Here is a 24,291-nt window from a genome sequence, read left to right as displayed (position 1 = left end):
ATGGGACGCGTGCTGATTAACGATACCACCCTGCGCGACGGCGAACAGAGCCCCGGCGTCGCCTTTCGCACCAGCGAAAAGGTCGCCATTGCCGAGGCGCTTTATGCCGCAGGGATTACGGCGATGGAGGTCGGCACCCCGGCGATGGGGGACGAGGAGATCGCGCGGATCCAGCTGGTGCGTCGTCAGCTGCCCGACGCGACGCTGATGACCTGGTGCCGGATGAACGCGCTGGAAATCCGCCAGAGCGCCGATCTGGGCGTTGACTGGGTGGATATTTCGATTCCGGCTTCAGATAAGCTGCGGCAGTACAAACTGCGCGAGCCGCTAACGGTGCTGCTGGAGCGGCTGGCGATGTTTATCCGCCTTGCGCATACGCTCGGTCTGCAGGTATGCATCGGCTGCGAGGACGCCTCGCGCGCCGGGGGCCAGGCCCTGCGCGCTATCGCCGAGGTCGCGCAGCAGTGCGGCGCCGCCCGCCTGCGCTATGCCGATACGGTCGGCCTGCTCGACCCCCTCTCCACCGCGGCGCAAATCTCGGCCCTGCGCGAAGTCTGGGCCGGGGAAATCGAAATGCACGCCCACAACGACCTGGGTATGGCCACCGCCAATACGCTGGCGGCGGTAAGCGCCGGGGCCACCAGCGTGAATACGACGATCCTCGGCCTCGGCGAGCGGGCGGGCAACGCGGCGCTGGAAACCGTCGCGCTGGGCCTGGAGCGCTGCCTCGGCGTTAAGACCGGCGTGCATTTTCCAGCGCTGCCCGCGCTCTGTCAGAGGGTCGCCGAAGCCGCCCAGCGCGCCATCGACCCGCAGCAGCCGCTGGTCGGCGAGCTGGTGTTTACCCATGAATCAGGGGTCCACGTGGCGGCGCTGCTGCGCGACAGCGAGAGCTATCAGTCGATCGCCCCTTCCCTGATGGGCCGCAGCTACCGGCTGGTGCTGGGTAAACACTCCGGGCGTCAGGCGGTCAACGGCGTATTTGACCAGATGGGCTATCACCTTAACGCCGCGCAAATTAACCAGCTGCTGCCCGCCATCCGCCGCTTCGCCGAGAACTGGAAGCGCAGCCCGAAAGATTATGAGCTGGTGGCTATCTACGACGAGCTGTGCGGTGAATCCGCCCTGCGGGCGAGGGGGTAATGATGGAGTGGTTTTATCAAATTCCCGGCGTGGACGAACTTCGCTCCGCCGAATCCTTTTTCCAGTTTTTCGCCGTCCCCTATCAGCCCGAGCTGCTTGGCCGCTGCTGCCTGCCGGTGCTGGCAACCTTTCACCGCAAACTGCGCGCCGAGGTGCCGCTGCAAAACCGGCTGGAGGAAAACGCCCGCGCTCACTGGCTGCTGGCGCGACGACTGCTTGCGGAGAGCTATCAGCAACAGTTTCAGGAGAGCGGAACATGAGACCGAAATTCACCTTTAGCGAAGAGGTCCGCGTCGTACGCGCGATTCGTAACGACGGCACCGTGGCGGGCTTCGCCCCCGGCGCGCTGCTGGTCAGGCGCGGCAGCACCGGCTTTGTGCGCGACTGGGGCGTTTTTTTGCAGGATCAAATTATCTACCAGATCCACTTTCCGGAGAGCGATCGGATCATCGGCTGCCGCGAACAGGAGCTGATCCCCATCACCCAGCCGTGGCTGGCCGGAAACTTGCAATACGGTGATAACGTCGCCTGCCAGATGGCGCTCGCGGTCAACGGCGAAGTCGTCGTGGCCGTCGGCCAGCGGGGACGCATCGAGGCGACCGATCGCGGAGAGACCGGCGACAGCTACACCGTGGACTTTAGCGGCCGCTGGTTCAGGGTTCCGGCGCGGGCCATCACCCTTATAGAGGAGAGAGAAGAATGAACCCATGGCAACGTTTTGCCTGGCAGCGGCTGGCGCGCAGCCGCTGGAATAGCGACCCCACGGCCCTGGAGCCGGCCGATACGCCGGCTTTTGAACAGGCCTGGCAACGTCAGTGCCGCATGGAGCAGGCGATCGTCGCGCGGGTCCCGGAAAGCGATATTCCGGCGGCGCTGCTGGATAATATCGCCGCCTCCCTTGCCGTCTGGCTCGACGAGGGGGAATTTACGCCGCCGGAGCGCGCAGCCATCGTGCTGCATCACGCCCGACTGGAGGTCGGCTTTACCGATATCGCCCGCCAGGCACCGCAGCCGGATCTCTCCACGGTACAGGCCTGGTATCTGCGCCACCAGACGCAGTTTATGCGCCCGGAGCAGCGTCTGACCCGCCACCTGCTGCTGACGGTCGATGGCGACCGCGAAGCCGTACATCAGCGGATCCTCGGCCTGTATCGGCAAATCAACGCCTCCCGGGACGCGTTTGCTCCGCTGGCTCGCCGCCATTCCCACTGCCCAAGCGCCCTGGAAGAGGGCCGTCTGGGCTGGATTAGCCGCGGGCTGCTCTATCCCCAGCTCGAGACGGCGCTGTTTTCACTGGCGGAAAACGCCCTGAGCCTCCCCGTCGCCAGCGAGCTGGGGTGGCATCTTTTATGGTGTGAAGCAATTCGTCCCGCCGCGCCCATGGAGCCGCAGCAGGCGCTGGAGAGTGCGCGCGATTATCTTTGGCAGCAGAGCCAGCAGCGCCATCAGCGCCAGTGGCTGGAACAAACGATCTCCCGTCAGCCGGGCCTGTGCGGGTAGCCTCGCGGCTACCCGTTAACGCCTACAGCACCGTGCGTTTAATCTCCTCAAGCCAGCTCGCCAGACGCGCTTCGGTCTGGTCGAACTGGTTATCCTGATCCAGTACCAGCCCAATAAAGCGTTCGCCCTCCAGCGCCGCAGAGGCGCTGAATTCATAGCCCTCATTTGGCCAGCTGCCGATTATCTGCGCGCCGCGCGCGCGCAGAGCGTCGTACAGCGGACGCATCCCGCTCACGAAGTTGTCCGGGTAGCCTTTCTGGTCGCCGAGGCCGAACAGCGCCACGGTTTTCCCGCTCAGGCTGGCGTCGTCGAGGCCGCGGATGAATTCGCTCCATGATTCGCCTTCGCATCCGGCCTCAAGCCCCGGCAGCTGGCCGTCGCCGAGCGTCGGCGTGCCCAGCAGCAGCACCGGATAGGCCATAAAGTCGTCCAGCGTCGTGCGGTTAATGTTGACCGGGGCATCCGCCAGCTCGCCCAGCTGTTTGTGGATCATTTTCGCGATTTTGCGGGTTTTACCGGTATCGGTGCCAAAGAAAATACCAATGTTCGCCATATTGCGCTCCTGTCGGAAAGGGGGGGTTGAAAACACGCGTTCTCGCAGAGGTATTGCGAAGGCTGTGCCAGGTTTCTTTGCACTATCGCGGCTCACCCCTGCCCCAAAACGATCGCTTCCGCGCCCGCCCGCCGCCCGCAGCGGGGCCGGCGGGCCGCTTAAAATGAAAAAAGCGCTGGGTTTTCCCCTACCGGATCAATGTTTCTGCTTATCTCGCCGATAAGGGCGCACGCTTTGCATGGTTATCGAAATTCGACAAACGCCGCGGCGTTCTCGTCACGGTGTCGGACAAATTGTCATAACTGCGACACAGGAGTTTGCGATGACCCTGAATATGATGCTCGATAACGCCGTACCCGAGGCGATTGCCGGTGCGCTGACTCAACAACATCCGGGGCTATTTTTTACGATGGTCGAACAGGCATCGGTAGCCATTTCCCTCACCGACGCCCGGGCGAATATTATCTACGCCAACCCGGCGTTTTGCCGCCAGAGCGGATATTCGCTGGCGCAACTGCTCAATCAAAACCCGCGCCTGCTGGCCAGCAGCCAGACGCCGCGCGAAATCTACCAGCAGATGTGGCAAACCCTGCTTCAGCGCCAGCCGTGGCGCGGCCAGCTGATTAATCAGCGCCGCGACGGCGGCCTGTATCTGGTGGATATCGACATCACGCCGGTGCTGAATCCCCAGGGCGAGCTGGAGCATTATCTGGCGATGCAGCGGGACATCAGCGTCAGCTATACCCTGGAACAGCGGCTGCGCAATCATATGACGCTGATGGAGGCGGTGCTCAACAACATCCCCGCCGCCGTGGTCGTGGTGGATGAGCAGGATCGGGTGGTGATGGATAATCTCGCCTACAAAACGTACTGCGCGGACTGCGGCGGAAAAGAGCTGCTGGTCGAGCTCCAGATTTCACCGCGCAAAATGGGGCCCGGCGCGGAGCAAATCCTGCCGGTGGTGGTTCGCGGCGCGGTCCGCTGGCTGTCGGTGACCTGCTGGGGGCTGCCCGGCGTAAGCGAAGAGGCCAGCCGCTATTTTGTCGACAGCGCCCCGGCGCGCACGCTGGTGGTGATCGCCGACTGCACCCAGCAGCGCCAGCAGCAGGAGCAGGGCCGTCTCGACCGTCTGAAGCAGCAGATGACCGCCGGAAAGCTGCTGGCCGCCATTCGCGAGTCGCTGGACGCGGCGCTGATTCAGCTTAATTGCCCGATCAATATGCTAGCGGCGGCCCGTCGGCTGAACGGCGAAGGCAGCGGCAACGTGGCGCTGGACGCGGCGTGGCGCGAAGGCGAAGAGGCCATGGCGCGACTGCAGCGCTGCCGCCCTTCTCTCGAGCTGGAAAGCAGCGCCGTCTGGCCGCTTCAGCCCTTCTTTGACGACCTGTACGCCCTCTACCGCACCCGCTTTGACGACCGCGCGCGGCTGCGGGTTGACATGGCATCGCCGCATCTGGTCGGCTTCGGCCAGCGTACCCAGATGCTGGCCTGCTTAAGTTTATGGCTCGATCGGACGCTAGCCCTCGCCGCTGAACTGCCCTCCGTACCGCTGGAGATCGAGCTTTATGCCGAAGAGGACGAGGGCTGGCTCTCGCTGTATCTCAACGACAATGTACCGCTGCTGCAGGTGCGCTACGCCCACTCCCCCGATGCCCTAAACTCTCCCGGCAAAGGGATGGAGCTGCGGCTGATCCAAACGCTGGTCGCCTACCACCGCGGCGCGATTGAACTGGCTTCTCGACCCCAGGGAGGCACCAGCCTCGTTCTGCGATTCCCGCTCTTTGATACCCTGACCGGAGGTGAGCAATGATCCATAAATCCGATTCGGACACCACCGTCAGGCGCTTCGATCTCTCCCAGCAGTTTACCGCCATGCAGCGGATAAGCGTGGTGCTGAGCCGCGCTACCGAAGCGAGCAAAACCCTGCAGGAGGTGCTGAGCGTTTTACATAACGATGCGTTTATGCAGCACGGGATGATTTGCCTGTACGACAGCCAGCAGGAGATCCTGAGCATTGAAGCGCTGCAGCAAACGGAAAACCAGACGCTGCCCGGCAGTACGCAAATTCGCTACCGGCCGGGGGAAGGATTGGTCGGTACCGTGCTGGCGCAGGGCCAGTCGCTGGTGCTGCCGCGCGTCGCCGATGACCAGCGCTTTCTCGATCGTCTGAGCCTGTACGACTACGACCTGCCGTTTATCGCCGTTCCGCTGATGGGCCCCCATTCCCGGCCCATCGGCGTACTGGCGGCGCAGCCGATGGCGCGTCAGGAAGAGCGGCTACCCGCCTGCACGCGCTTTCTCGAAACCGTCGCCAATCTGGTGGCCCAGACGATTCGCCTGATGATTCTGCCGACCTCCGCCCCGCAGCCGCCGCAGCAGAGCTCCCGAGTTGAGCGCCCGCGCGCCTGTACCCCTTCACGCGGTTTCGGCCTGGAGAATATGGTCGGCAAAAGCCCGGCGATGCGGCAGATTATGGACATTATCCGTCAGGTCTCCCGCTGGGATACTACGGTGCTGGTGCGCGGCGAGAGCGGCACCGGGAAAGAGCTGATCGCCAACGCCATTCATCATAATTCCCCGCGCGCCGCCGCCGCATTCGTCAAATTTAACTGCGCGGCGCTGCCGGACAATCTGCTGGAGAGCGAGCTGTTCGGCCATGAGAAAGGCGCGTTTACCGGCGCGGTGCGCCAGCGGAAAGGCCGCTTTGAGCTGGCGGACGGCGGCACCCTATTCCTGGATGAAATCGGTGAAAGCAGCGCCTCGTTTCAGGCCAAGCTGCTGCGAATTCTGCAAGAAGGAGAGATGGAGCGCGTCGGCGGCGATGAAACCCTGCGCGTCAACGTACGCATCATCGCGGCGACCAACCGCCATCTGGAAGAGGAGGTGCGGCTGGGGCATTTCCGCGAAGACCTTTACTACCGCCTGAACGTAATGCCTATCGCGCTGCCGCCGCTGCGCGAGCGCCAGGAGGATATCGCCGAACTGGCGCATTTTCTGGTACGTAAAATCGCCCACAGCCAGGGGCGAACGCTGCGCATCAGCGATGGGGCAATTCGCCTGCTGATGGAGTACAGCTGGCCGGGAAACGTCCGCGAACTGGAAAACTGTCTCGAACGTTCGGCGGTGATGTCGGAAAGCGGCCTGATCGACCGGGACGTGATTCTGTTCAACCATCGCGATAACCCGCCGAAAGCGCTACCCAACGGCGGCCAGACTGAAGACGGCTGGCTCGACAACAGCCTCGACGAGCGCCAGCGGCTGATTGCCGCCCTGGAGAAGGCGGGCTGGGTGCAGGCCAAAGCGGCGCGGCTGCTCGGGATGACGCCGCGTCAGGTGGCGTATCGCATTCAGATCATGGATATCACCATGCCGCGGCTGTGAAGCGTTATGTGAGATTCAGGACATTGTCGCCAGCGCGGCGGAATTACGACAATTTTACCTGGCCGGCAGTCAGTTAAAGCGTTTATTTTTCATAGCGTTGTAAAAATCCCCTCTGGTATAGCATTTGCAGCAGGAAGGTATCGCCCAACCACGAAGGTATGACCATGACTTCCTGCTCCTCTTTTTCTGGCGGCCCAGCCTGCCGCCCGGCGGATGACAGCGCCCTGACGCCGCTTGTGGCCGATAAAGCTGCCGCGCACCCCTGCTACTCTCGTAATGGGCATCACCGTTTTGCGCGGATGCATCTGCCCGTCGCGCCCGCCTGCAATTTGCAGTGCAATTACTGTAATCGCAAATTCGATTGCAGCAATGAGTCCCGCCCCGGCGTATCGTCAACGCTGCTCACGCCTGAACAGGCGGTCGTCAAAGTGCGTCAGGTCGCACAGGCGATCCCGCAGCTTTCGGTGGTCGGCATCGCCGGCCCCGGCGATCCGCTCGCCAATATCGCCCGCACCTTCCGCACCCTGGAGCTGATCCGTGAACAGCTGCCGGACCTGAAGTTATGCCTGTCGACCAACGGGCTGATGCTGCCCGACGCGGTGGACCGCCTGCTGGACGTCGGGGTTGACCACGTCACGGTCACCATTAATACCCTCGACGCGGAGATTGCCGCGCAAATCTACGCCTGGCTATGGCTGGACGGCGAGCGCTACAGCGGACGCGAAGCGGGAGAGATTCTGATTGCTCGTCAGCTGGAGGGCGTGCACAGGCTGACCGCCCAGGGCGTGCTGGTGAAAATAAATTCGGTGCTGATCCCCGGCATCAACGATAGCGGTATGGCCGACGTGAGCCGCGCGCTGCGGGCCAGCGGCGCGTTTATCCATAATATTATGCCGCTAATCGCCAGGCCGGAGCACGGCACGGTGTTTGGCCTGAACGGCCAGCCGGAGCCGGACGCAGAGACGCTCGCCGCCACCCGCAGCCGGTGCGGAGAAGTGATGCCGCAGATGACCCACTGCCACCAGTGCCGCGCCGACGCCATCGGGATGCTTGGCGAAGACCGCAGCCAGCAGTTTACCCAGCTTCCGGCCCCGGAGAGCCTCCCGGCCTGGCTGCCAATCCTCCACCAGCGCGCGCAGCTGCACGCCAGCATTGCCACCCGCGGCGAATCTGAAGCCGATGACGCCTGCCTGGTCGCCGTGGCGTCAAGCCGCGGGGACGTGATTGATTGCCACTTTGGCCACACCGACCGGTTCTCTATCTACAGCCTCTCGGCCGCCGGCATGGTGCTGGTCAACGAACGGTTTACGCCTAAATATTGTCAGGGGCGCGAAGAGTGCGAGCCGCAGGATAACGCGGCCCGGTTCGCGGCGATCCTCGAACTGCTGGCGGACGTTAAAGCCGTATTCTGCGTGCGTATCGGCCATACGCCGTGGCAAATGCTGGAACAGGAAGGCATTGAACCGTGCGTTGACGGCGCGTGGCGGCCGGTCTCCGAAGTGCTGCCCGCGTGGTGGCAGCAGCGCCGGGGGAGCTGGCCTGCCGCGCTGCCGCATAAGGGGGTCGCCTGATGCCGCCGCTCGACTGGCTGCGGCGCTTATGGCTGCTGTACCACGCGGGGAAAGGCAGCTTTCCGCTGCGCATGGGGCTTAGCCCGCGCGACTGGCAGGCGCTGCGGCGACGCCTGGGCGAGGCGGAGATGCCGCTGGACGGCGAGGCGCTAACCCGCCGCCGCCTGATGAGCGAACTTAACGCTACCCGCGAAGAGGAGCGCCAGCAGCTGGGCGCGTGGCTGGCGGGCTGGATGCAGCAGGAGGCCGGGCCGATGGCGCAGATTATCGCCGAGGTTTCGCTGGCGTTTAACCATCTCTGGCAGGATCTTGGTCTGGCGTCGCGCGCCGAACTGCGCCTGCTGATGATCGACTGCTTTCCGCAGCTGGTAGCGATGAACGAACACAATATGCGCTGGAAAAAGTTCTTTTACCGTCAGCGCTGTTTGCTCCAGCAGGGGGAAGTTATCTGCCGGTCGCCAAGCTGCGACGAGTGCCGGGAGCGCAGCGCCTGCTTTGAGTAGCGGTTACCCGGGCTCCTGCCCGGCCTGCGGAACGCCAGAAACAAAAAAGCCGGAGGTCTCCCTCCGGCTTTTCACATCACCAAACGCGTTCAGGCAACGTCTTCGTACTGCGGTACCGGGTTGCGGAAGCTTTTGGTCACGCAGGCCAGGTAGACCAGACCAATACCGCCCCAGATCAGGCCGAGAACCATGGAGCTCTCTTCCAGATTGATCCACAGTGCGCCAACGGTCAGCGCGCCGCACACCGGCAGAACCAGATAGTTGAAGTGGTCTTTCAGCGTTTTGTTACGCTTTTCACGGATCCAGAACTGGGAGATCACCGACAGGTTAACGAAGGTGAACGCCACCAGCGCGCCGAAGTTAATCAGCGCCGTCGCCGTGACGAGGTCGAATTTAATCGCCAGCAGCGCAATCGCGCCAACCAGCAGTACGTTCCACGCCGGAGTCCGCCATTTCGGATGCACGTAGCCGAAGAAGCGCGTCGGGAACACGCCGTCGCGGCCCATCACGTACATCAGACGGGAAACGCCCGCGTGCGCGGCCATGCCGGACGCCAGTACGGTGACGCTGGAGAAAATCAGTACGCCCCACTGGAAGGTTTTGCCCGCCACGTACAGCATGATTTCAGGCTGCGATGCGTCCGGATCCTTAAAGCGCGAGATATCCGGGAAGTACAGCTGCAGGAAGTAGGAAGCGCCGATAAAGATCAGGCCGCCAATCAGCGCGGTCAGGAAGATAGCCTTCGGGATCACGCGCTCTGCGTCTTTGGTCTCTTCAGACAGCGAAGAGATACCGTCGAAGCCGAGGAACGAGAAGCACAGGATGGTCGCGCCGGTAATCATCGGCACCACGTGCGCGCCTTCAGACCAGAACGGACGGGTGCTGGTCAGCGTGCCCGCGCCTTCGCCGTGCATAACGCCGTAGATAATCAGGCCAACAATCACCGCCACGATGCCCATCTGCAGGATAACGATCAGGGTGTTGAAGTTCGCCACGGTTTTGATGCTGCGCAGGTTGGAGATGGTCATAAAGGCCACCAGCGCGACAACGAAGATCCACGATGGAATAGAAGGCACCAGCGCTTCAAAGTAAATTTTCGCCAGCAGAATGTTGATCATCGGCATGAACAGGTAGTCCAGCAGCGATGACCAGCCAACCATAAAGCCAACGGCCGGGCTAATGGATTTCTGCGCGTAGGTATAAGCGGAACCCGCCGACGGGAAACGGCGAACCAGTTTACCGTAGCTCAGCGCCGTGAAAAGAATGGCGATCAGCGCGAAGGCGTAAGCCGTCGCAACGTGACCATCAGTCAATCCAGAGACGATACCAAACGTATCGAACAGCGTCATCGGCTGCATATAGGCCAGGCCCATCATGACAACCGGAATCAACGTAAGCGTTTTACGTAATTCCACGCGAGAGGTTTTTGGAGTAGCGTTATGCGACATAGTTATCCCCTTTTACGGTGAACGCCAGCGCGTAAGCAAAAAATTGCCCCATTTCTTTGTATTCCTCAGCGACAACCACTGTCGGTTTTTAGTAAATATCTATCCGGTACGAAGCCCGGCCTCTTGGTATTGAATGATGTGTCTTTCAACCAAAAAAATAACCGACACTTTAAAAAAGCGTCGGCCAGTTTCTGATTTTCAGGACGCGTATTTTGCAACAACTACTGGCACGATGACAAGATGTTACAAGGCTTAATAATTACGGCGATTCTCTAACAGATTAATATTCATACGATTTTAGTATTATAGACCTGATGGATAGCACTATTTGCTAATATCTCCTTTCGCCACCACTCGCCCGCCTGGCCGCAAATATCTTCATTCCAGCCTATCCACGCGCGATTGACCGGTTCAGGCACCGTCGTTTTTAATATTTGTAGCTCGCCGCGGGCGATGAAAGGCTGTACCTGAAATAGCGGCAAATAGCCCCATCCCAGTCCGGCGCACAGCAGCGTCAGCCGGGCGGAAAGATCGAATACCGCCAGGCTATCCTGAGCGTCAATCTGCGGCCACGCGCCGTCGGCCACAATCGCCCGATGACGGCGCAACGTCCGCCAGCCCAGCGGGCCGGCAATCTGCGCAAGCGGATGCCGGGGCGCAACAACAAACGCCTGCGCAACCTCTCCCAGCAGAACAGAGCCGCAGCCGCTGAGCGCCGGCGGGTCGCCCAGCACGCCGAGCAGAAGATCCGCCCGCCCTTCCATCAGCATCTGCCAGTTTGCGCCAGGGGTATCGCGGCGGAATTCAAGGCGGGTGGCGTGATGCTGGTGATAAAACGCCGCAATCGCGGGAGCCAGCAGCGGGAACGGAAAGGTGGCGTCGACGTTGAGTATCAGCGCATTTTCCCAGCCCTGCTGCAGCCTGACGGCCTGCTTTTCCAGTTCGCGGGCGGTGTGCAGCACGTCGCGCCCCTTTTCCAGCAGCATCTGCCCGGTACGGGTAAAGCGCGCCCGGTGGCCGCTGCGGTCAAGCAGTTGAATATTGAGATCGCTTTCCAGCTTATGAATGGTGTAGCTCAGCGCCGACGGCGTTTTATAGAGCTTCGCCGAGGCGGCGGCAAAACTGCCCTCTTTGTCGAGGGCATCAAGAATGACGAGCACATCCAGCAGTGGTTTCATCGCTACCCCCTTACGGTACGCGATTCACCGCTGGCGCATTACTCCATCGGCATGACCAGCGGATCGGGGTACTGGTACTCAAACCCCAGTTCGTTGCAAATACGGCTGCCATCTACGATCTTACCGCTACCGTTCTCCGGGTTATCAGAGAATACGGGGACGGGAAGCCCAAGCTCGCGGGCCATCTGCGGATAAAAGACGCCGCGCGCGGGATGCTTAGGCGCACATATATTATAGATGCGCCCGCCTTTCGGAGCCTGCAGTAACAGTTCGATCGCGGCAATCACATCCTGAAGATGCACCAGATTGACGCCGTGCTGGCCGTCCGGCGCGGATTTTCCGGCAAAAAAGCGCCCCGGATGACGGGACGGCCCCACCAGCCCGGCGAGGCGCAGAATGTCCACCGAGGTACCGGGAAGGTTATGCAGCCAGTCCTCCAGCTCTTTCAGCACCCGCCCGCTGGCGGTTTGCGGGTTGCGGGGCGAGTTCTCTTTCAGCGTGCCGCTGGCGTTGCCGTAAACCGACGTTGAGCTGGTGAATATGATGCGCGGCACGCGATGCGCCAGCGCGGTATCGACGATCTCCTGTACCGCCTGAAGATAAAAGTCCTCTCCCGGTCCGGTTCGCCGCGCCGGTAAGGTAATGACCAGCGCGTCAACGTTCATTAAGGCATCCAGATCTTCGGTGTCGCAGACCAGCTGCGGCTCCAGACGCAGCGGATAGCCGTCGATGCCGCACATCCGCGCCGCCTCGACGCCATCCTGCGTGGTCTTACTGCCGGTCACCTGCCATCCCCGCGACATCAACGACAGCGCAAGCGGCATACCCAGCCATCCTAAACCTACAATTGCGACCTTTTTCATCCCCTTGCTCCTGAATTTTCGCTGTGCTGACTTAAGGCTACGCCAGCCGGCGGCAGCTGACAATTTCTTAGGTCAATATGAAATCAATTAATGATAGAAAAAAGCCCTTGCTTTATGCGAGTGAAGTGGTTTAGGTTAAAAGGCATCAAATGCATAGTCATTCACAGAGAATTTTATGAACAGCGTTCAATTTAAAAACCACCATCATCACCATCATCCTGACTAGTCTTTCAGGCGATGTGTGCTGGAAGACGTTTGGATCTTCCAGTGGTGCATGAACGCAAAGAGAGCCCCCGGAAGATTCACTTCCGGGGGCTTTTTTTTGGACCGAATTCGGACAGATTCAGACAGGGTTACAGAGGAAAATAAGAATGTTAGACAACAGCCGTTTACGCATAGCTATTCAGAAATCAGGGCGTTTAAGCGAAGATTCACGCGAATTACTCAGCCGCTGCGGCATCAAAGTGAATCTGCACACCCAGCGCCTGATCGCGCTGGCGGAAAATATGCCCATCGATATTCTGCGCGTGCGTGATGACGATATTCCGGGCCTTATCATGGACGGCGTGGTCGATTTGGGGATTATCGGCGAAAACGTGCTGGAGGAAGAGCTGCTGAGCCGCCGCGCTCAGGGCGAAGACCCGCGCTACTTCACCCTGCGCCGTCTCGACTTCGGCGGCTGCCGCCTGTCGCTGGCGACCCCGGCGGATGAACCCTGGGATGGCCCGGCAGCGCTGGACGGCAAACGCATCGCCACCTCCTACCCGCACCTGCTGAAGCGCTACCTTGACCAGAAAGGGATCTCGTTCAAATCCTGCCTGCTGAACGGCTCGGTTGAAGTGGCCCCGCGCGCCGGTCTGGCCGACGCGATTTGCGACCTGGTATCAACCGGCGCGACTCTCGAAGCAAACGGCCTGCGCGAAGTGGAAGTGATGTTCCGCTCCAAAGCCTGCCTGATCCAGCGCGACGGCGAGATGGCCGATAGCAAACAGCAGCTGATCGACCGCCTGCTGACCCGTATTCAGGGGGTGATTCAGGCCCGCGAATCAAAATACATCATGATGCACGCGCCGACCGAGCGCCTGGAAGAAGTGGTCGCCCTGCTGCCCGGCGCCGAGCGCCCGACTATTCTGCCGCTGGCGGGTGACAAGCAGCGCGTGGCGATGCACATGGTGAGCAGCGAAACCCTGTTCTGGGAAACCATGGAAAAACTGAAAGCGCTGGGCGCCAGCTCCATTCTGGTCCTGCCGATTGAGAAGATGATGGAGTAAACCGGCGGGTCGGTCACGGGATAAACAGGGGAAACAACCATGAGCTTCAACACAATTATCGACTGGAACGGCTGTAGCGCAGAACAACAGCAACAGCTCTTAACGCGCCCGGCTATTTCCGCCTCCGAGAGCATCAGCAAGACGGTGTCGGAGATCCTGAATAACGTTAAAGACAACGGCGATGCGGCCCTGCGCGAATACGGCGCGAAGTTCGATAAAACCGACGTCAAGGCGCTGAAGGTCAGCAATGAAGAGATTGCCGCCGCCGGCGCGCGCCTGAGCGACGAGCTCAAGCAGGCGATGGCCGTGGCGGTCAAAAATATCGAAACCTTCCACAACGCGCAGCGGCTGCAGGCCGTCGATGTGGAAACCCTGCCGGGCGTACGCTGCCAGCAGGTGACCCGCCCTATCGCCTCCGTCGGCTTATATATTCCCGGCGGCTCGGCGCCGCTGTTCTCCACGGTGCTGATGCTCGCCACGCCGGCGCGCATCGCGGGCTGCCAGCAGGTGGTGCTATGCTCGCCGCCGCCGATTGCCGATGAAATCCTCTATGCCGCCCAGCTGTGCGGCGTGCGCAATATCTTTAACGTCGGCGGCGCGCAGGCGATTGCCGCCCTGGCGTTCGGCACAGAATCGGTGGCGAAGGTCGATAAAATCTTTGGCCCGGGCAACGCCTTCGTGACCGAAGCCAAGCGCCAGGTCAGCCAGCGTCTTGACGGCGCGGCTATCGATATGCCCGCCGGGCCGTCGGAAGTGCTGGTGATCGCCGACAGCGGTGCCACCCCGGATTTCGTCGCCTCTGACCTGCTTTCCCAGGCGGAGCACGGCCCGGATTCGCAGGTGATTCTGCTGACGCCGGATAGCGAGATGGCCACCCGCGTCGCGCAAGCCGTTGAGCGCCAGCTGGCCGCGCTGTCCCGTGCGGAAACGGCCCGCGGGGCGCTCTCCGCCAGCCGCATCATCGTGGCGCGCGATATCGCCCAATGCGTGGAGATTTCCAACCAGTACGGTCCGGAGCACCTGATTATTCAGACCCGCAACGCCCGCGAACTGGTCGACGGCATTACCAGCGCCGGTTCGGTATTTCTCGGCGACTGGTCGCCGGAGTCCGCCGGCGATTACGCCTCCGGCACCAACCACGTGCTGCCGACCTACGGCTACACCGCCACCTGCTCCAGCCTCGGCCTGGCGGATTTTCAGAAACGCATGACCGTGCAGGAGCTGTCGCGCGACGGGTTTGCCGCCCTCGCCTCAACGATTGAGATTCTGGCCGCCGCCGAGCGTCTGGACGCCCACAAAAACGCCGTTACGCTGCGCGTCGCAGCCCTTAAGGAGCAAGCATGAGCATCGAAGATTTAGCCCGCGCCAACGTCCGCGCGCTGACGCCGTATCAATCTGCTCGCCGTCTGGGCGGTAAAGGCGACGTCTGGCTGAACGCCAACGAATTCCCGACCGCGGTCGCGTTTCAGCTGACCGAGCAGACGATGAACCGCTATCCGGAACCGCAGCCGAAAGCGGTCATTGAACGCTACGCGCAGTATGCGGGCGTCAAGCCGGAGCAGGTGTTGGTCAGCCGCGGCGCCGATGAAGGCATTGAACTGCTGATCCGCGCCTTCTGCGAGCCGGGCCAGGATGCGGTGCTCTACTGCCCGCCGACCTACGGCATGTACAGCGTCAGCGCCGAAACCATCGGCGTGACCTGCCGTACGGTGCCCACCCTCGCCGACTGGCAGCTGGATCTGCCGGGCATCGCGGCCAATCTTGACGGCGTGAAAGTGGTGTTCGTCTGCAGCCCGAATAACCCGACCGGGCAGATTATCAACCCGAAAGATTTTCGCACCCTGCTGGAGATGGCGCGCGGTAAAGCCATCGTGGTCGCGGATGAGGCCTATATTGAGTTCTGCCCGCAGGCCACGCTGGCGACCTGGCTCAACGAGTATCCGCACCTGGTGATTCTGCGTACCCTCTCCAAGGCCTTCGCCCTGGCCGGACTGCGCTGCGGCTTTACCCTCGCCAACGCCGAGGTGATTAACGTGCTGATGAAGGTTATCGCACCTTATCCGCTCTCGACGCCGGTCGCCGACATCGCCGCCCAGGCGCTCAGCGCGGAAGGCATTGCCGCCATGCGGGCGCGCGTGGCGCAGATCCTCGCCGAACGCGATTATCTGGTCAGCCAGCTGCGCAGCATTGCCTGCGTTGAAGAGGTGTTCGATTCCGAGAGCAACTACGTTCTGGCGCGGATCACCGCCTCCAGCGCGGTATTTAAATCTTTGTGGGATCAGGGCATTATCTTACGTGACCAGAATAAACAACCTTCATTAAGCGGCTGTTTGCGTATCACTATCGGTACCCGTGCAGAGAGCCAGCGCGTCATTGACGCTTTGACTGCGGAGAATGTATGACCCAGAAGTTTCTCTTTATTGACCGTGACGGTACGCTGATTTCCGAGCCACCGGTTGATTTTCAGGTAGACCGCTTCGATAAGCTGGCGTTTGAGCCGCAGGTGATCCCGGCCCTGCTGAAGCTGCAGCAGGAAGGGTACAGGCTGGTGATGATCACCAATCAGGACGGGCTGGGAACCGCCAGCCTGCCGCAGGACGAGTTCGACGGCCCGCACAACCTGATGATGCAGATTTTCGCCTCGCAGGGCGTCAACTTTGACGAGGTGCTGATTTGTCCGCATCTCCCGGCGGATAACTGCGACTGCCGCAAGCCGAAAACCAAACTGGTGCTGCCGTGGCTGGAGCAAGGGGTGATGGACACCGCCAACAGCTACGTGATTGGCGACCGCGCGACCGATATCCAGCTGGCGGATAACATGGGCATTACCGGCCTGCGCTATGACCGCGAAAAGCTGGACTGGCCAACCATTTGTGAACAGCTAACCCGCCGCGACCGCTACGCCCACGTTGAGCGCATCACCAAAGAGACCCAGGTGGATGTGAAAGTGTGGCTGGACCGCGAAGGCGGCAGCAAAATCTCCACCGGCGTCGGCTTTTTCGATCATATGCTTGACCAAATCGCCACCCACGGCGGCTTCCGCCTGGAGATTAACGTCGGCGGCGATCTTTATATCGACGATCACCACACCGTGGAAGATACCGGGCTCGCGCTGGGCGAAGCGCTGAAGCTGGCCCTCGGCGACAAGCGCGGTATCGGCCGTTTCGGCTTTGTGCTGCCGATGGACGAATGCCTGGCCCGCTGCGCGCTGGATATCTCCGGCCGTCCGCACCTCGAATACAAAGCCGACTTTACCTATCAGCGCGTTGGCGATCTGAGCACCGAGATGGTGGAACACTTCTTCCGCTCGCTCTCCTATACCATGGCGGTCACTCTGCACCTGAAAACCAAAGGCAAAAACGACCACCACCGCGTTGAGAGCCTGTTTAAGGCCTTCGGCCGCACGCTACGCCAGGCGATTCGCGTCCAGGGCGACACGCTGCCGTCTTCGAAAGGGGTACTCTGATGAACGTGGTGATCCTCGATACCGGCTGCGCCAACCTCAATTCGGTGAAATCCGCGGTGAGCCGCCACGGCTACGAGCCGCAGGTCAGCCGCGACCCGGATGTGGTGCTGCGCGCCGATAAACTGTTTCTGCCGGGGGTGGGCACGGCTCAGGCGGCGATGGACCAGCTGCGCGAGCGCGATTTGATCGAGCTGATTAAAGCCTGTACCCAGCCGGTGCTGGGCATTTGCCTCGGCATGCAGCTGCTGGGAAAACGCAGCGAGGAGAATAACGGCGTTGACCTGTTGGGCATTATCGACCAGGAGGTGCCGAAAATGACCGACCACGGCCTGCCGCTGCCGCATATGGGCTGGAACCGGGTATACGCCAAAGCGGGCGATCGTCTGTTTCGCGGCATTGAAGACGGGGCGTATTTTTACTTCGTCCACAGCTACGCGATGCCGGTCAACGTCAATACCATCGCCCAGTGCAGCTACGGCGAGGCCTTCACCGCGGCGGTACAGAAAGATAACTTCTTTGGCGTCCAGTTCCACCCAGAACGCTCCGGCAGCGCCGGGGCGCAGCTGCTGAAAAACTTCCTGGAGATGTGATGATCATTCCTGCTTTAGATTTAATTGACGGCACGGTCGTCCGTCTCCATCAGGGCGATTACGCTCAGCAGCGCGACTACGGTAACGACCCGCTGCCGCGCCTGCAATCCTATGCCGCCCAGGGGGCCGAAGTGCTGCACCTGGTCGACCTGACCGGGGCGAAAGATCCGGCGAAGCGCCAGATCCCGCTGCTGAAAACTCTGGTTGCCGGCGTGGATGTGCCGGTGCAGGTTGGCGGCGGCGTGCGGACGGAAGAAGACGTGGCCGCCCTGCTTGATGCAGGCGTGGCGCGCGTGGTTGTGGGTTCGACGGCGGTGAAGTCGCCGGAAGTGGTGAAAGGCTGGTTTACGCGTTTTGGCCCGCAGCATCTGGTGCTGGCGCTTGACGTGCGGATCGATGCGCAAGGCAACAAGCAGGTGGCGGTCAGCGGCTGGCAGGAGAACTCCGGCGTAACCCTGGAGGAGCTGGTGGAGAGCTATCAGTCCGTCGGCCTGCAGCACGTGCTGTGCACCGATATTTCCCGCGACGGGACGCTGGCCGGGTCTAACGTCTCGCTGTATGAAGAAGTCTGCGCCCGCTATCCGCAGGTCGCGTTTCAGTCTTCCGGCGGCATTGGCGATCTGCATGATATCGCCGCGCTGCGCGGAACCGGAGTGCGCGGGGTGATTGTCGGCCGGGCGCTGCTGGAAGGTAAATTTAACGTAACGGAGGCCATTCAATGCTGGCAAAACGGATAATCCCCTGTCTCGACGTTCGCGACGGCCAGGTAGTGAAAGGCGTGCAGTTCCGTAATCACGAAATCATCGGTGATATCGTCCCGCTGGCAAAACGCTATGCCGACGAAGGCGCGGATGAGCTGGTGTTCTACGATATCACCGCCTCCAGCGACGGCCGCGTGGTGGACAAAAGCTGGGTGTCGCGGGTCGCGGAAGTGATCGACATTCCGTTCTGCGTCGCCGGCGGCATTAAGTCGCTGGACGATGCGGCGCAAATCCTCTCCTTCGGCGCGGATAAAATCTCCATCAACTCCCCAGCCCTGGCGGATCCGACGCTGATTACCCGCCTGGCCGACCGTTTCGGCGTGCAGTGTATTGTGGTGGGCATCGATACCTGGTTTGACGCCGCGAGCGGTAAGTATCACGTCAACCAGTATACCGGCGATGAGAGCCGGACTCGGGTGACGCAGTGGGAAACCCTGGACTGGGTGCAGGAAGTGCAAAAGCGCGGGGCCGGCGAGATCGTCCTCAATATGATGAACCAGGACGGCGTGCGTAACGGCTACGATCTGGCGCAGTTAAGCAAGGTCCGCGCCGTGTGCCACGTGCCGCTGATTGCATCCGGCGGCGCGGGCACCATGGAGCACTTCCTGGAAGCCTTCCGCGACGCCAACGTCGACGGCGCGCTGGCCGCCTCGGTGTTCCACAAGCAAATTATCAACATTGGTGAACTGAAAACGTACCTGGCAGCACAGGGCGTGGAGATTAGGGTATGTTAAGTGAACAGCTGGATTGGCAAAAAACCGACGGTCTGATGCCGGTCATCGTGCAGCACGCCGTTTCTGGTGAAGTGCTGATGCTGGGCTATATGAATCAGGATGCGCTGGCGAAAACCGAAGAGACCGGCAAGGTGACCTTTTATTCGCGGACCAAACAGCGTCTGTGGACCAAGGGGGAAACGTCGGGCAATTTCCTCAACGTGGTGAGCATCACCCCGGATTGCGATAACGATACCCTGCTGGCGCTGGTTAATCCGATTGGCCCAACCTGCCATAAAGGCACCTCAAGCTGCTTTGGCGAAACCGGCCATCAGTGGCTGTTCTTATATCAGCTGGAGCAGCTGCTGGCGGAACGCAAACACGCCGATCCGGAGAGCTCCTATACCGCGAAGCTGTACGCCAGCGGCACCAAACGTATTGCGCAGAAGGTGGGAGAAGAAGGCGTGGAGACCGCGCTGGCCGCGACGGTGCATGACCAGTTCGAACTGAAGAATGAAGCGTCGGATTTGATGTATCACCTGCTGGTGCTGCTGCAGGATCAGGGGCTGAATTTAACGGATGTGGTGGAAAACCTGCGGAGCAGGCATAAGTAAGTCATCAAAGGGAGGCGGCATGACGCCTCCCTTGCAATATCAACATCGCCAGCGCGCTGGTTGATATCACCGGTTTATCATCGTCATGACTTTTTTCGCGCGGTTATTTCTTTAACTATCCTCAATGGTTTCGTCATTTTCCATGATAAAGATGAAACCAAATCTGTATAGCGCTGAGTCAGCTCATGGTACGCATTTTCAATGCTGAGCAATTTCTGTTGTTGAATTTGATACTCTTCCTCTAAACGCGTATTCCGCTGTTCAAGCTCGTGGATAATGGTGGTTTTATCGTTAACCTGCGCCTTCAGAACATCAATTTCACTTCGCTGAGATACCGTCGACTGTTTAAGAGAAGTCATTTCTTCCTGCAGCGTTGAGTTCATCATTTGTGCATGTTCAAGCTCGCGTAACACTCTGTCTTTCAGAGAAAAAATATACTCTTCCGCTGTCTGATTAACGATCCGGCCATACGCAGCTTTGATAAAGTCATCATAAAAGTCATCACGATCGATTTCTAAAGATAAGATGAACGACTTTACTTCGTTAAACAACGGGTTAAACGTACCGCCAGAAATCGTATTGAGATGCCACTCAAGAAAAACAACGGCGTAATTATTAAAATCACGACTTCTGGACGCCAGTAAATCACGATCTTGCATAAACAAACGTAGCGAAGTTAATGCCTGCAGCGCGCAGTGCCACGAATTTTCTCTGGTGGAGGAAAGCGACTCAGCGCGGTGGATAGTATGAGAGATTAAGATCTCATCAACCAGAGAGATGCGATTTGCTAACAGCATGAAACAACTCACAAAGTACAGGTCGTTTGTAGTTCTCAGCGGTTGAAACTCCAGGCCCATTGCCAGGATAGCCTCGCGTCTGAAAAGCTTATCCCATGGCCACCATATAAAGGCTCTGAAAAAATCGTCAGCAATTTCCCGTGAAGAGAAGACCTCTTTTTCAGGCAGTAAATCCTCACGCGCCGACAAAGGCATGGGAGAACGGGTATTGGTTTGCAGATCAACTGACTGGCACCGGCAGATAACAACATCCGTTTGCAGGGCCGTAGCCCGGTCGGACATTCTCTTTAACATCTCTTTATCGGCGTAATCGTCATCGTCGAGGAAAATAATATATTCGCCGGTCGCTACACGTAGGCCGATATTTCGCGATTCGCCGCCACCAACGTTGCTCGGGTTGGTGATAACCCGGACTCGCGAATCTTCACTGGCTATTTTAGTGACAATATCCAGCGTATTATCCGTTGAGCTATCGTTAACAAGGATAATCTCAATCTCTTTTAAAGACTGGGCTAACACCGTAGTAAGCGTCTCAGCAATATACTCCGCGGCGTTATGGACAGGGATAATAACGGATACAATAACGTTACTTGATTCATCAGACATTCAATCACCTTCAAAATAAGAGACACGCAATCATTAAACTCATCATGCGTTTGCTGAGCAGTTACATAGCTTAAAATGTAACCGCTTCGGAGGTGTTTGATTTACATGAAGCTGTAATCTCTTGCGTTACATCATCCCTGAACCACATCATGATAAGTCTTTAAGGTCTTGCTAATGATCATACCGCTAGAAAACTTATCCTGAACGCGTTGCCGTCCTTTGATACCCATCTCTACTCGTGCTTTGGGATTGGCTAACAAGAATTCAAGCTTATCGGCCAGCTCCTGCGGAGAGTTACTTTTCACGATAATGCCGTTATCGTTATTAATGATCAGGCTATCGCAGCCGCCAACATCGTAGGCAATGCAGGCCCGGCCAACCGAGGAAGCCTCAAGCAGAATACGCGGCACGCCTTCGGAATAGATCGAAGGTAATGCCACGATGTTCGACTCCTCGATCAAGTCGCAGACGTTAGAGCTGTGACCCAACCAGTTAATCAGACCTTCTTTATGCCATTGCTGGATCACCGCAAGGGATATAGCATCCTTATCGTTTTCAACGAGTATCCCGGCGACGTTTAGCGTAAAATGAATATTTCTTGCTTCGAGGATTTTCTTGGCTTCAATTAAATCCCCGAGACCTTTACTCCAGAGCATTCTGCTGGCAAACAGCACAACCGGAACGTCACGCTCCTGCTCCAGAGAATATTTATAGATCTCCGGATTGATACCCGCGCCATCGATGACAATAGTCTGCTGATAGTCAATCCCGACAAAACCCGCCAGTTTTTTACGATCTTTATCGTGCTCAAACATAAATATACTGCGCTTATTACTGGCAATATATTTGTAGGCCATGATGGTGATATTGCGCAATAGCTTAAGCAAACCCGTATCACCTGAAAATACACGACCCAGACCGACAAAACTCACGATGACGGGACGGTTGTTTGTCCTGGACAGGAGCCCACCGATCAGACAGGGTTTAATAGTAATACAGTGTAAAAGGTCGGGATTAATTTCTTTAATGAGCTTTCGGGAGGCAAAAAAGGCCCGAAAGAAAGTTAATGCATTAAATGATTGAGCATCAAGTGGGACATTATGACACTTAAAACCGAATGTTTTAAATTTATTCAGCACTTTACCGTCGACAAAATGACTGATGATGTGAATCTCATAACCAGCATCTCGGGCGGCGATCGCACGATCAATCCAGTGCAAATCAAAATACCAATCCGAGTTTATGAAATAACACAGTTTTTTCATTGCTATATCCACTTAATGATTCTTACCGCTGATTCCTTTTACACCATGGATAATTCCACGACGCAAGTATTTAAAATATAACAATTTATTGCGTTGCCATGGCAATATTGATACATATTTAATCAACCGTAAAAGGATTGAGAGACGGCTAAAAATGGCAACTCGCGGAAAAATTCTCTTCGCCAAAATAAGATTTCGACAAAGATAATAAACCTTCCATTCGGGAACAATACATTTCCCCTGGATACTCACATCGTGGGTAAAGATGACCTCGGGAGAATAGCGAATAGCTTCGCCATCTAATGTCAGCTGATAGCCAAAATAGAGATCGTCAAAATATAAAAATAACTCGTCGTGAATACTGTGGAGATGCTTTTGCAGCACATCTCGCTGAATAATCATACCGACAAAGGAAACCGTCTGTACCGCACACGCCCGGGAAACCGACGGAAGAAACTCCGCAGGATTTCTGATGTAGCGTAAGGTGTCCATAAACGACGACGGAACTTTGGCAAAAGGCATGTTCATCGGACAGGGTTGCCCCTGAAGATCCTTGACCAAAGCGGTGAACACCCGACAGTTAGCCTTTTCTAGCTGGGCAAATTTTTCCAGCGCATCGCTCTCGGGCCAGGCGTCATCATCGTAAAAGAAAACCCAGTCGCTATCGACGTTGTCGCATAAATATTGACTCCCGGCCTTAAAGCCACCCGCGCCACCGCTGTTGGATGGCAGATTAAGAACAATCACTCGCGGGTCGCTAAAGGTGGCTAACCAGGCCTGGGTTCCATCCGTGGACCCGTTATTGACAACAACGATCGCGGTAAAATTTAATTTCACCGTGTTGGCAATAGTCAGCTTTAACTTCTCTAAACGATTATACGTGACTATTAATGCGGAACAATTCATCGCACAGAAACCGTAAATACTGGCATAGACTCATTACTGCTAAGGGAGGACAAGTACTTATCGGCTGTATTTAATGCTTCAGCGATAGTGACATCCATATCCAGATATCGATAGGTTCCAAGGCGGCCAACAAACGTCATATTCTTTTCATTTTCCGCGAGGGACAAATATTTATCGAGTAAAGCCATCTCCCCCATCTGACGAATCGGATAATAAGGGATATCCTTTTCACCACATTCGCGGCTGTATTCCTTGTAACAGACCGATCCCTCATGGGATTCCCAGGGCGAAAAGTACTTATGTTCAGTGATACGGGTATAAGGAACATCCAGCGAGCAGTAATTCATTACCGCGCAGCCCTGATAATCGCCCTGCCAGGTGAATTTTTCAAAATCCAGAGTACGATAGCCCAGGCGACCATATTGATAGGAATAAAAAGCATCCAGCGGCCCGCTATAGAACACGTGATCGTACTGTTCTCTCTCTTCAGCGTTAAACGATTGCTGAAGTTCGATGGTAATATTTTCATGATTGGCGATTGACTCAATCATTTTCGTATAACCCAGTTTCGGCATGCCCTGAAACCTGTGGTTAAAGTAATTATCATCGTAGTTAAAACGAACCGGCAGACGCTTAAGAATCGACGCAGGAAGCTGCGAAGGCTCCATGCCCCACTGCTTGATGGTATAGCCCTTGAAGAACGCCTCATAGAGCTCTTTGCCGATAAAACGCAGAGCCTGTTCTTCAAAGGTCTTCGGTTCCAGGATCGAACTGTCCCCTTTTTCGGCAATCAGCGCCCGGGCCTCATCTGGCGAACAGGTCTTCGCAAAAAACTGGTTGATGGTATGCAGGTTGATCGGCAGAGAGAACACCTGGCCATTAACCGTTGCTTTGACACGGTTCACATACGGCATCATTTCAGCGTGCTGAGTCACATAGTTCCACACTGTTTCATTATCGGTGTGAAAGATATGCGGGCCATAAACGTGAACCATAACGTCAGTTTGCGGATCGCGCGCATCATAGGAGTTACCGCCTATGTGGTCACGCTGGTCAATAATTCTGATGTGATGACCTTGTTCAGCGAGCTGGCGTGCGATAACCACACCGGAAAAACCCGCTCCGACGATGAGAATATTTTTACTGTTCATAATATAACTCC

The 24,291-nt window shown here is 58.0% G+C and carries 26 protein-coding genes and 1 other annotated feature; of the genes, 17 read left to right on the top strand and 9 right to left on the bottom strand.

The window, feature by feature from the left end; translation table 11 throughout:
- From nifV to nifM, 4 genes are read left to right on the top strand one after another with little or no spacing between them, the layout of a single operon-like run.
- Entirely contained in the window at positions 1–1,143 is a 1,143-nt protein-coding gene (gene nifV / locus JLG71_RS09265; protein WP_048260856.1) for a homocitrate synthase, read from the top strand.
- Positions 1,143–1,403 (top strand): nitrogenase-stabilizing/protective protein NifW, encoded by a 261-nt coding sequence (locus JLG71_RS09260; protein ID WP_014230032.1) that lies wholly within the window; start codon positions 1,143–1,145, stop codon positions 1,401–1,403. The genes nifV and JLG71_RS09260 overlap by 1 nt, the downstream gene beginning before the upstream one ends.
- Positions 1,400–1,846 carry a nitrogen fixation protein NifZ gene (locus tag JLG71_RS09255; RefSeq protein ID WP_046877504.1) on the top strand — a complete coding sequence of 149 codons (447 nt, stop codon included), beginning with the start codon at positions 1,400–1,402 and terminating at the stop codon, positions 1,844–1,846. The genes JLG71_RS09260 and JLG71_RS09255 overlap by 4 nt, the downstream gene beginning before the upstream one ends.
- Positions 1,843–2,643, top strand: a complete 801-nt coding sequence (gene nifM, locus JLG71_RS09250; RefSeq protein ID WP_200914148.1) for a nitrogen fixation protein NifM — start codon at positions 1,843–1,845, stop codon at positions 2,641–2,643. Before JLG71_RS09255 ends, nifM begins: the two co-directional genes overlap by 4 nt.
- A gap of 22 nt (positions 2,644–2,665) precedes the next feature.
- Here the strand turns inward: nifM and JLG71_RS09245 are convergent, their stop codons facing one another.
- Positions 2,666–3,196, bottom strand: coding sequence for a flavodoxin (locus JLG71_RS09245; protein WP_154924879.1), 531 nt, complete (start codon positions 3,194–3,196; stop codon positions 2,666–2,668).
- A gap of 322 nt (positions 3,197–3,518) precedes the next feature.
- On the opposite strand from JLG71_RS09245, the gene nifL reads away from it, so the two are divergent.
- From nifL to JLG71_RS09225, 4 genes are all read left to right on the top strand, one after another.
- Complete coding sequence (gene nifL / locus JLG71_RS09240; RefSeq protein ID WP_025107736.1) at positions 3,519–5,006, top strand: nitrogen fixation negative regulator NifL; 1,488 nt, start codon at positions 3,519–3,521, stop codon at positions 5,004–5,006.
- On the top strand, positions 5,003–6,577 hold the full coding sequence (gene nifA, locus JLG71_RS09235; protein ID WP_049104332.1) for a nif-specific transcriptional activator NifA: 1,575 nt from the start codon (positions 5,003–5,005) through the stop codon (positions 6,575–6,577). Before nifL ends, nifA begins: the two co-directional genes overlap by 4 nt.
- Positions 6,578–6,741: 164 nt before the next feature.
- Positions 6,742–8,148 (top strand): nitrogenase cofactor biosynthesis protein NifB, encoded by a 1,407-nt coding sequence (nifB, locus tag JLG71_RS09230; RefSeq protein WP_064391767.1) that lies wholly within the window; start codon positions 6,742–6,744, stop codon positions 8,146–8,148.
- The gene (locus JLG71_RS09225) at positions 8,148–8,651 is read left to right on the top strand and encodes a nitrogen fixation protein NifQ (protein WP_182242943.1); all 504 of its coding nucleotides are present in this window, start codon (positions 8,148–8,150) and stop codon (positions 8,649–8,651) included. Before nifB ends, JLG71_RS09225 begins: the two co-directional genes overlap by 1 nt.
- An 89-nt stretch (positions 8,652–8,740) precedes the next feature.
- Here the strand turns inward: JLG71_RS09225 and JLG71_RS09220 are convergent, their stop codons facing one another.
- From JLG71_RS09220 to JLG71_RS09205, 4 genes are all read right to left on the bottom strand, one after another.
- Positions 8,741–10,099: an APC family permease gene (locus JLG71_RS09220; RefSeq protein WP_004103635.1), complete on the bottom strand. Its 1,359-nt coding sequence runs from the start codon at positions 10,097–10,099 to the stop codon at positions 8,741–8,743.
- Positions 10,089–10,151, bottom strand: coding sequence for a membrane protein YoeI (gene yoeI / locus JLG71_RS28615; RefSeq protein ID WP_096335043.1), 63 nt, complete (start codon positions 10,149–10,151; stop codon positions 10,089–10,091). The genes JLG71_RS09220 and yoeI overlap by 11 nt, the downstream gene beginning before the upstream one ends.
- A gap of 235 nt (positions 10,152–10,386) precedes the next feature.
- Positions 10,387–11,277, bottom strand: coding sequence for a LysR family transcriptional regulator (locus JLG71_RS09210; RefSeq protein WP_014230040.1), 891 nt, complete (start codon positions 11,275–11,277; stop codon positions 10,387–10,389).
- Between the two features lie 38 nt (positions 11,278–11,315).
- A complete protein-coding gene (locus JLG71_RS09205; RefSeq protein ID WP_200914146.1) occupies positions 11,316–12,140 on the bottom strand; it encodes an SDR family oxidoreductase in 825 nt (274 codons plus the stop codon).
- Between the two features lie 175 nt (positions 12,141–12,315).
- Here JLG71_RS09205 and hisL point away from each other — a divergent pair, with 175 nt between their 5' ends.
- The 9 genes from hisL (at position 12,316) to hisIE (ending at position 19,555) form a co-directional block, all read left to right on the top strand.
- Entirely contained in the window at positions 12,316–12,366 is a 51-nt protein-coding gene (gene hisL / locus JLG71_RS09200) for a his operon leader peptide (RefSeq protein ID WP_009654477.1), read from the top strand.
- Positions 12,342–12,464, top strand: a sequence feature (His leader region). Its footprint overlaps the gene before it by 25 nt.
- 47 nt (positions 12,465–12,511) lie before the next feature.
- The gene (gene hisG, locus JLG71_RS09195; RefSeq protein ID WP_014230042.1) at positions 12,512–13,411 is read left to right on the top strand and encodes an ATP phosphoribosyltransferase; all 900 of its coding nucleotides are present in this window, start codon (positions 12,512–12,514) and stop codon (positions 13,409–13,411) included.
- Positions 13,412–13,450: 39 nt separating this feature from the next.
- Complete coding sequence (hisD, locus tag JLG71_RS09190; RefSeq protein WP_046877509.1) at positions 13,451–14,755, top strand: histidinol dehydrogenase; 1,305 nt, start codon at positions 13,451–13,453, stop codon at positions 14,753–14,755.
- Positions 14,752–15,813, top strand: coding sequence for a histidinol-phosphate transaminase (gene hisC, locus JLG71_RS09185; protein WP_009654461.1), 1,062 nt, complete (start codon positions 14,752–14,754; stop codon positions 15,811–15,813). The genes hisD and hisC overlap by 4 nt, the downstream gene beginning before the upstream one ends.
- Positions 15,810–16,877, top strand: coding sequence for a bifunctional histidinol-phosphatase/imidazoleglycerol-phosphate dehydratase HisB (gene hisB, locus JLG71_RS09180; RefSeq protein WP_025107741.1), 1,068 nt, complete (start codon positions 15,810–15,812; stop codon positions 16,875–16,877). Before hisC ends, hisB begins: the two co-directional genes overlap by 4 nt.
- Positions 16,877–17,467 carry an imidazole glycerol phosphate synthase subunit HisH gene (hisH, locus tag JLG71_RS09175; protein ID WP_046877512.1) on the top strand — a complete coding sequence of 197 codons (591 nt, stop codon included), beginning with the start codon at positions 16,877–16,879 and terminating at the stop codon, positions 17,465–17,467. The genes hisB and hisH overlap by 1 nt, the downstream gene beginning before the upstream one ends.
- Positions 17,467–18,204 (top strand): 1-(5-phosphoribosyl)-5-[(5-phosphoribosylamino)methylideneamino]imidazole-4-carboxamide isomerase, encoded by a 738-nt coding sequence (gene hisA, locus JLG71_RS09170; protein WP_148841927.1) that lies wholly within the window; start codon positions 17,467–17,469, stop codon positions 18,202–18,204. Before hisH ends, hisA begins: the two co-directional genes overlap by 1 nt.
- Positions 18,186–18,962 (top strand): imidazole glycerol phosphate synthase subunit HisF, encoded by a 777-nt coding sequence (gene hisF, locus JLG71_RS09165; protein ID WP_014230048.1) that lies wholly within the window; start codon positions 18,186–18,188, stop codon positions 18,960–18,962. The genes hisA and hisF overlap by 19 nt, the downstream gene beginning before the upstream one ends.
- Entirely contained in the window at positions 18,956–19,555 is a 600-nt protein-coding gene (gene hisIE / locus JLG71_RS09160; protein ID WP_004122447.1) for a bifunctional phosphoribosyl-AMP cyclohydrolase/phosphoribosyl-ATP diphosphatase HisIE, read from the top strand. The genes hisF and hisIE overlap by 7 nt, the downstream gene beginning before the upstream one ends.
- An 83-nt stretch (positions 19,556–19,638) precedes the next feature.
- Here the strand turns inward: hisIE and JLG71_RS09155 are convergent, their stop codons facing one another.
- The 4 genes from JLG71_RS09155 to glf form a co-directional block, all read right to left on the bottom strand.
- Positions 19,639–20,958 (bottom strand): glycosyltransferase family 2 protein, encoded by a 1,320-nt coding sequence (locus tag JLG71_RS09155; protein ID WP_200914145.1) that lies wholly within the window; start codon positions 20,956–20,958, stop codon positions 19,639–19,641.
- Between the two features lie 131 nt (positions 20,959–21,089).
- Complete coding sequence (locus JLG71_RS09150) at positions 21,090–22,235, bottom strand: glycosyltransferase family 4 protein (RefSeq protein WP_025107744.1); 1,146 nt, start codon at positions 22,233–22,235, stop codon at positions 21,090–21,092.
- Positions 22,236–23,129, bottom strand: a complete 894-nt coding sequence (locus tag JLG71_RS09145; protein ID WP_200914143.1) for a glycosyltransferase — start codon at positions 23,127–23,129, stop codon at positions 22,236–22,238.
- The gene (gene glf, locus JLG71_RS09140; RefSeq protein ID WP_004852435.1) at positions 23,126–24,280 is read right to left on the bottom strand and encodes a UDP-galactopyranose mutase; all 1,155 of its coding nucleotides are present in this window, start codon (positions 24,278–24,280) and stop codon (positions 23,126–23,128) included. The genes JLG71_RS09145 and glf overlap by 4 nt, the downstream gene beginning before the upstream one ends.
- Positions 24,281–24,291 lie beyond the last annotated feature (11 nt).

This window comes from Klebsiella michiganensis (genome assembly GCF_015139575.1).
Lineage (GTDB): Bacteria > Pseudomonadota > Gammaproteobacteria > Enterobacterales > Enterobacteriaceae > Klebsiella > Klebsiella michiganensis.
This window is presented reverse-complemented; position numbering and strand designations above follow the sequence as displayed.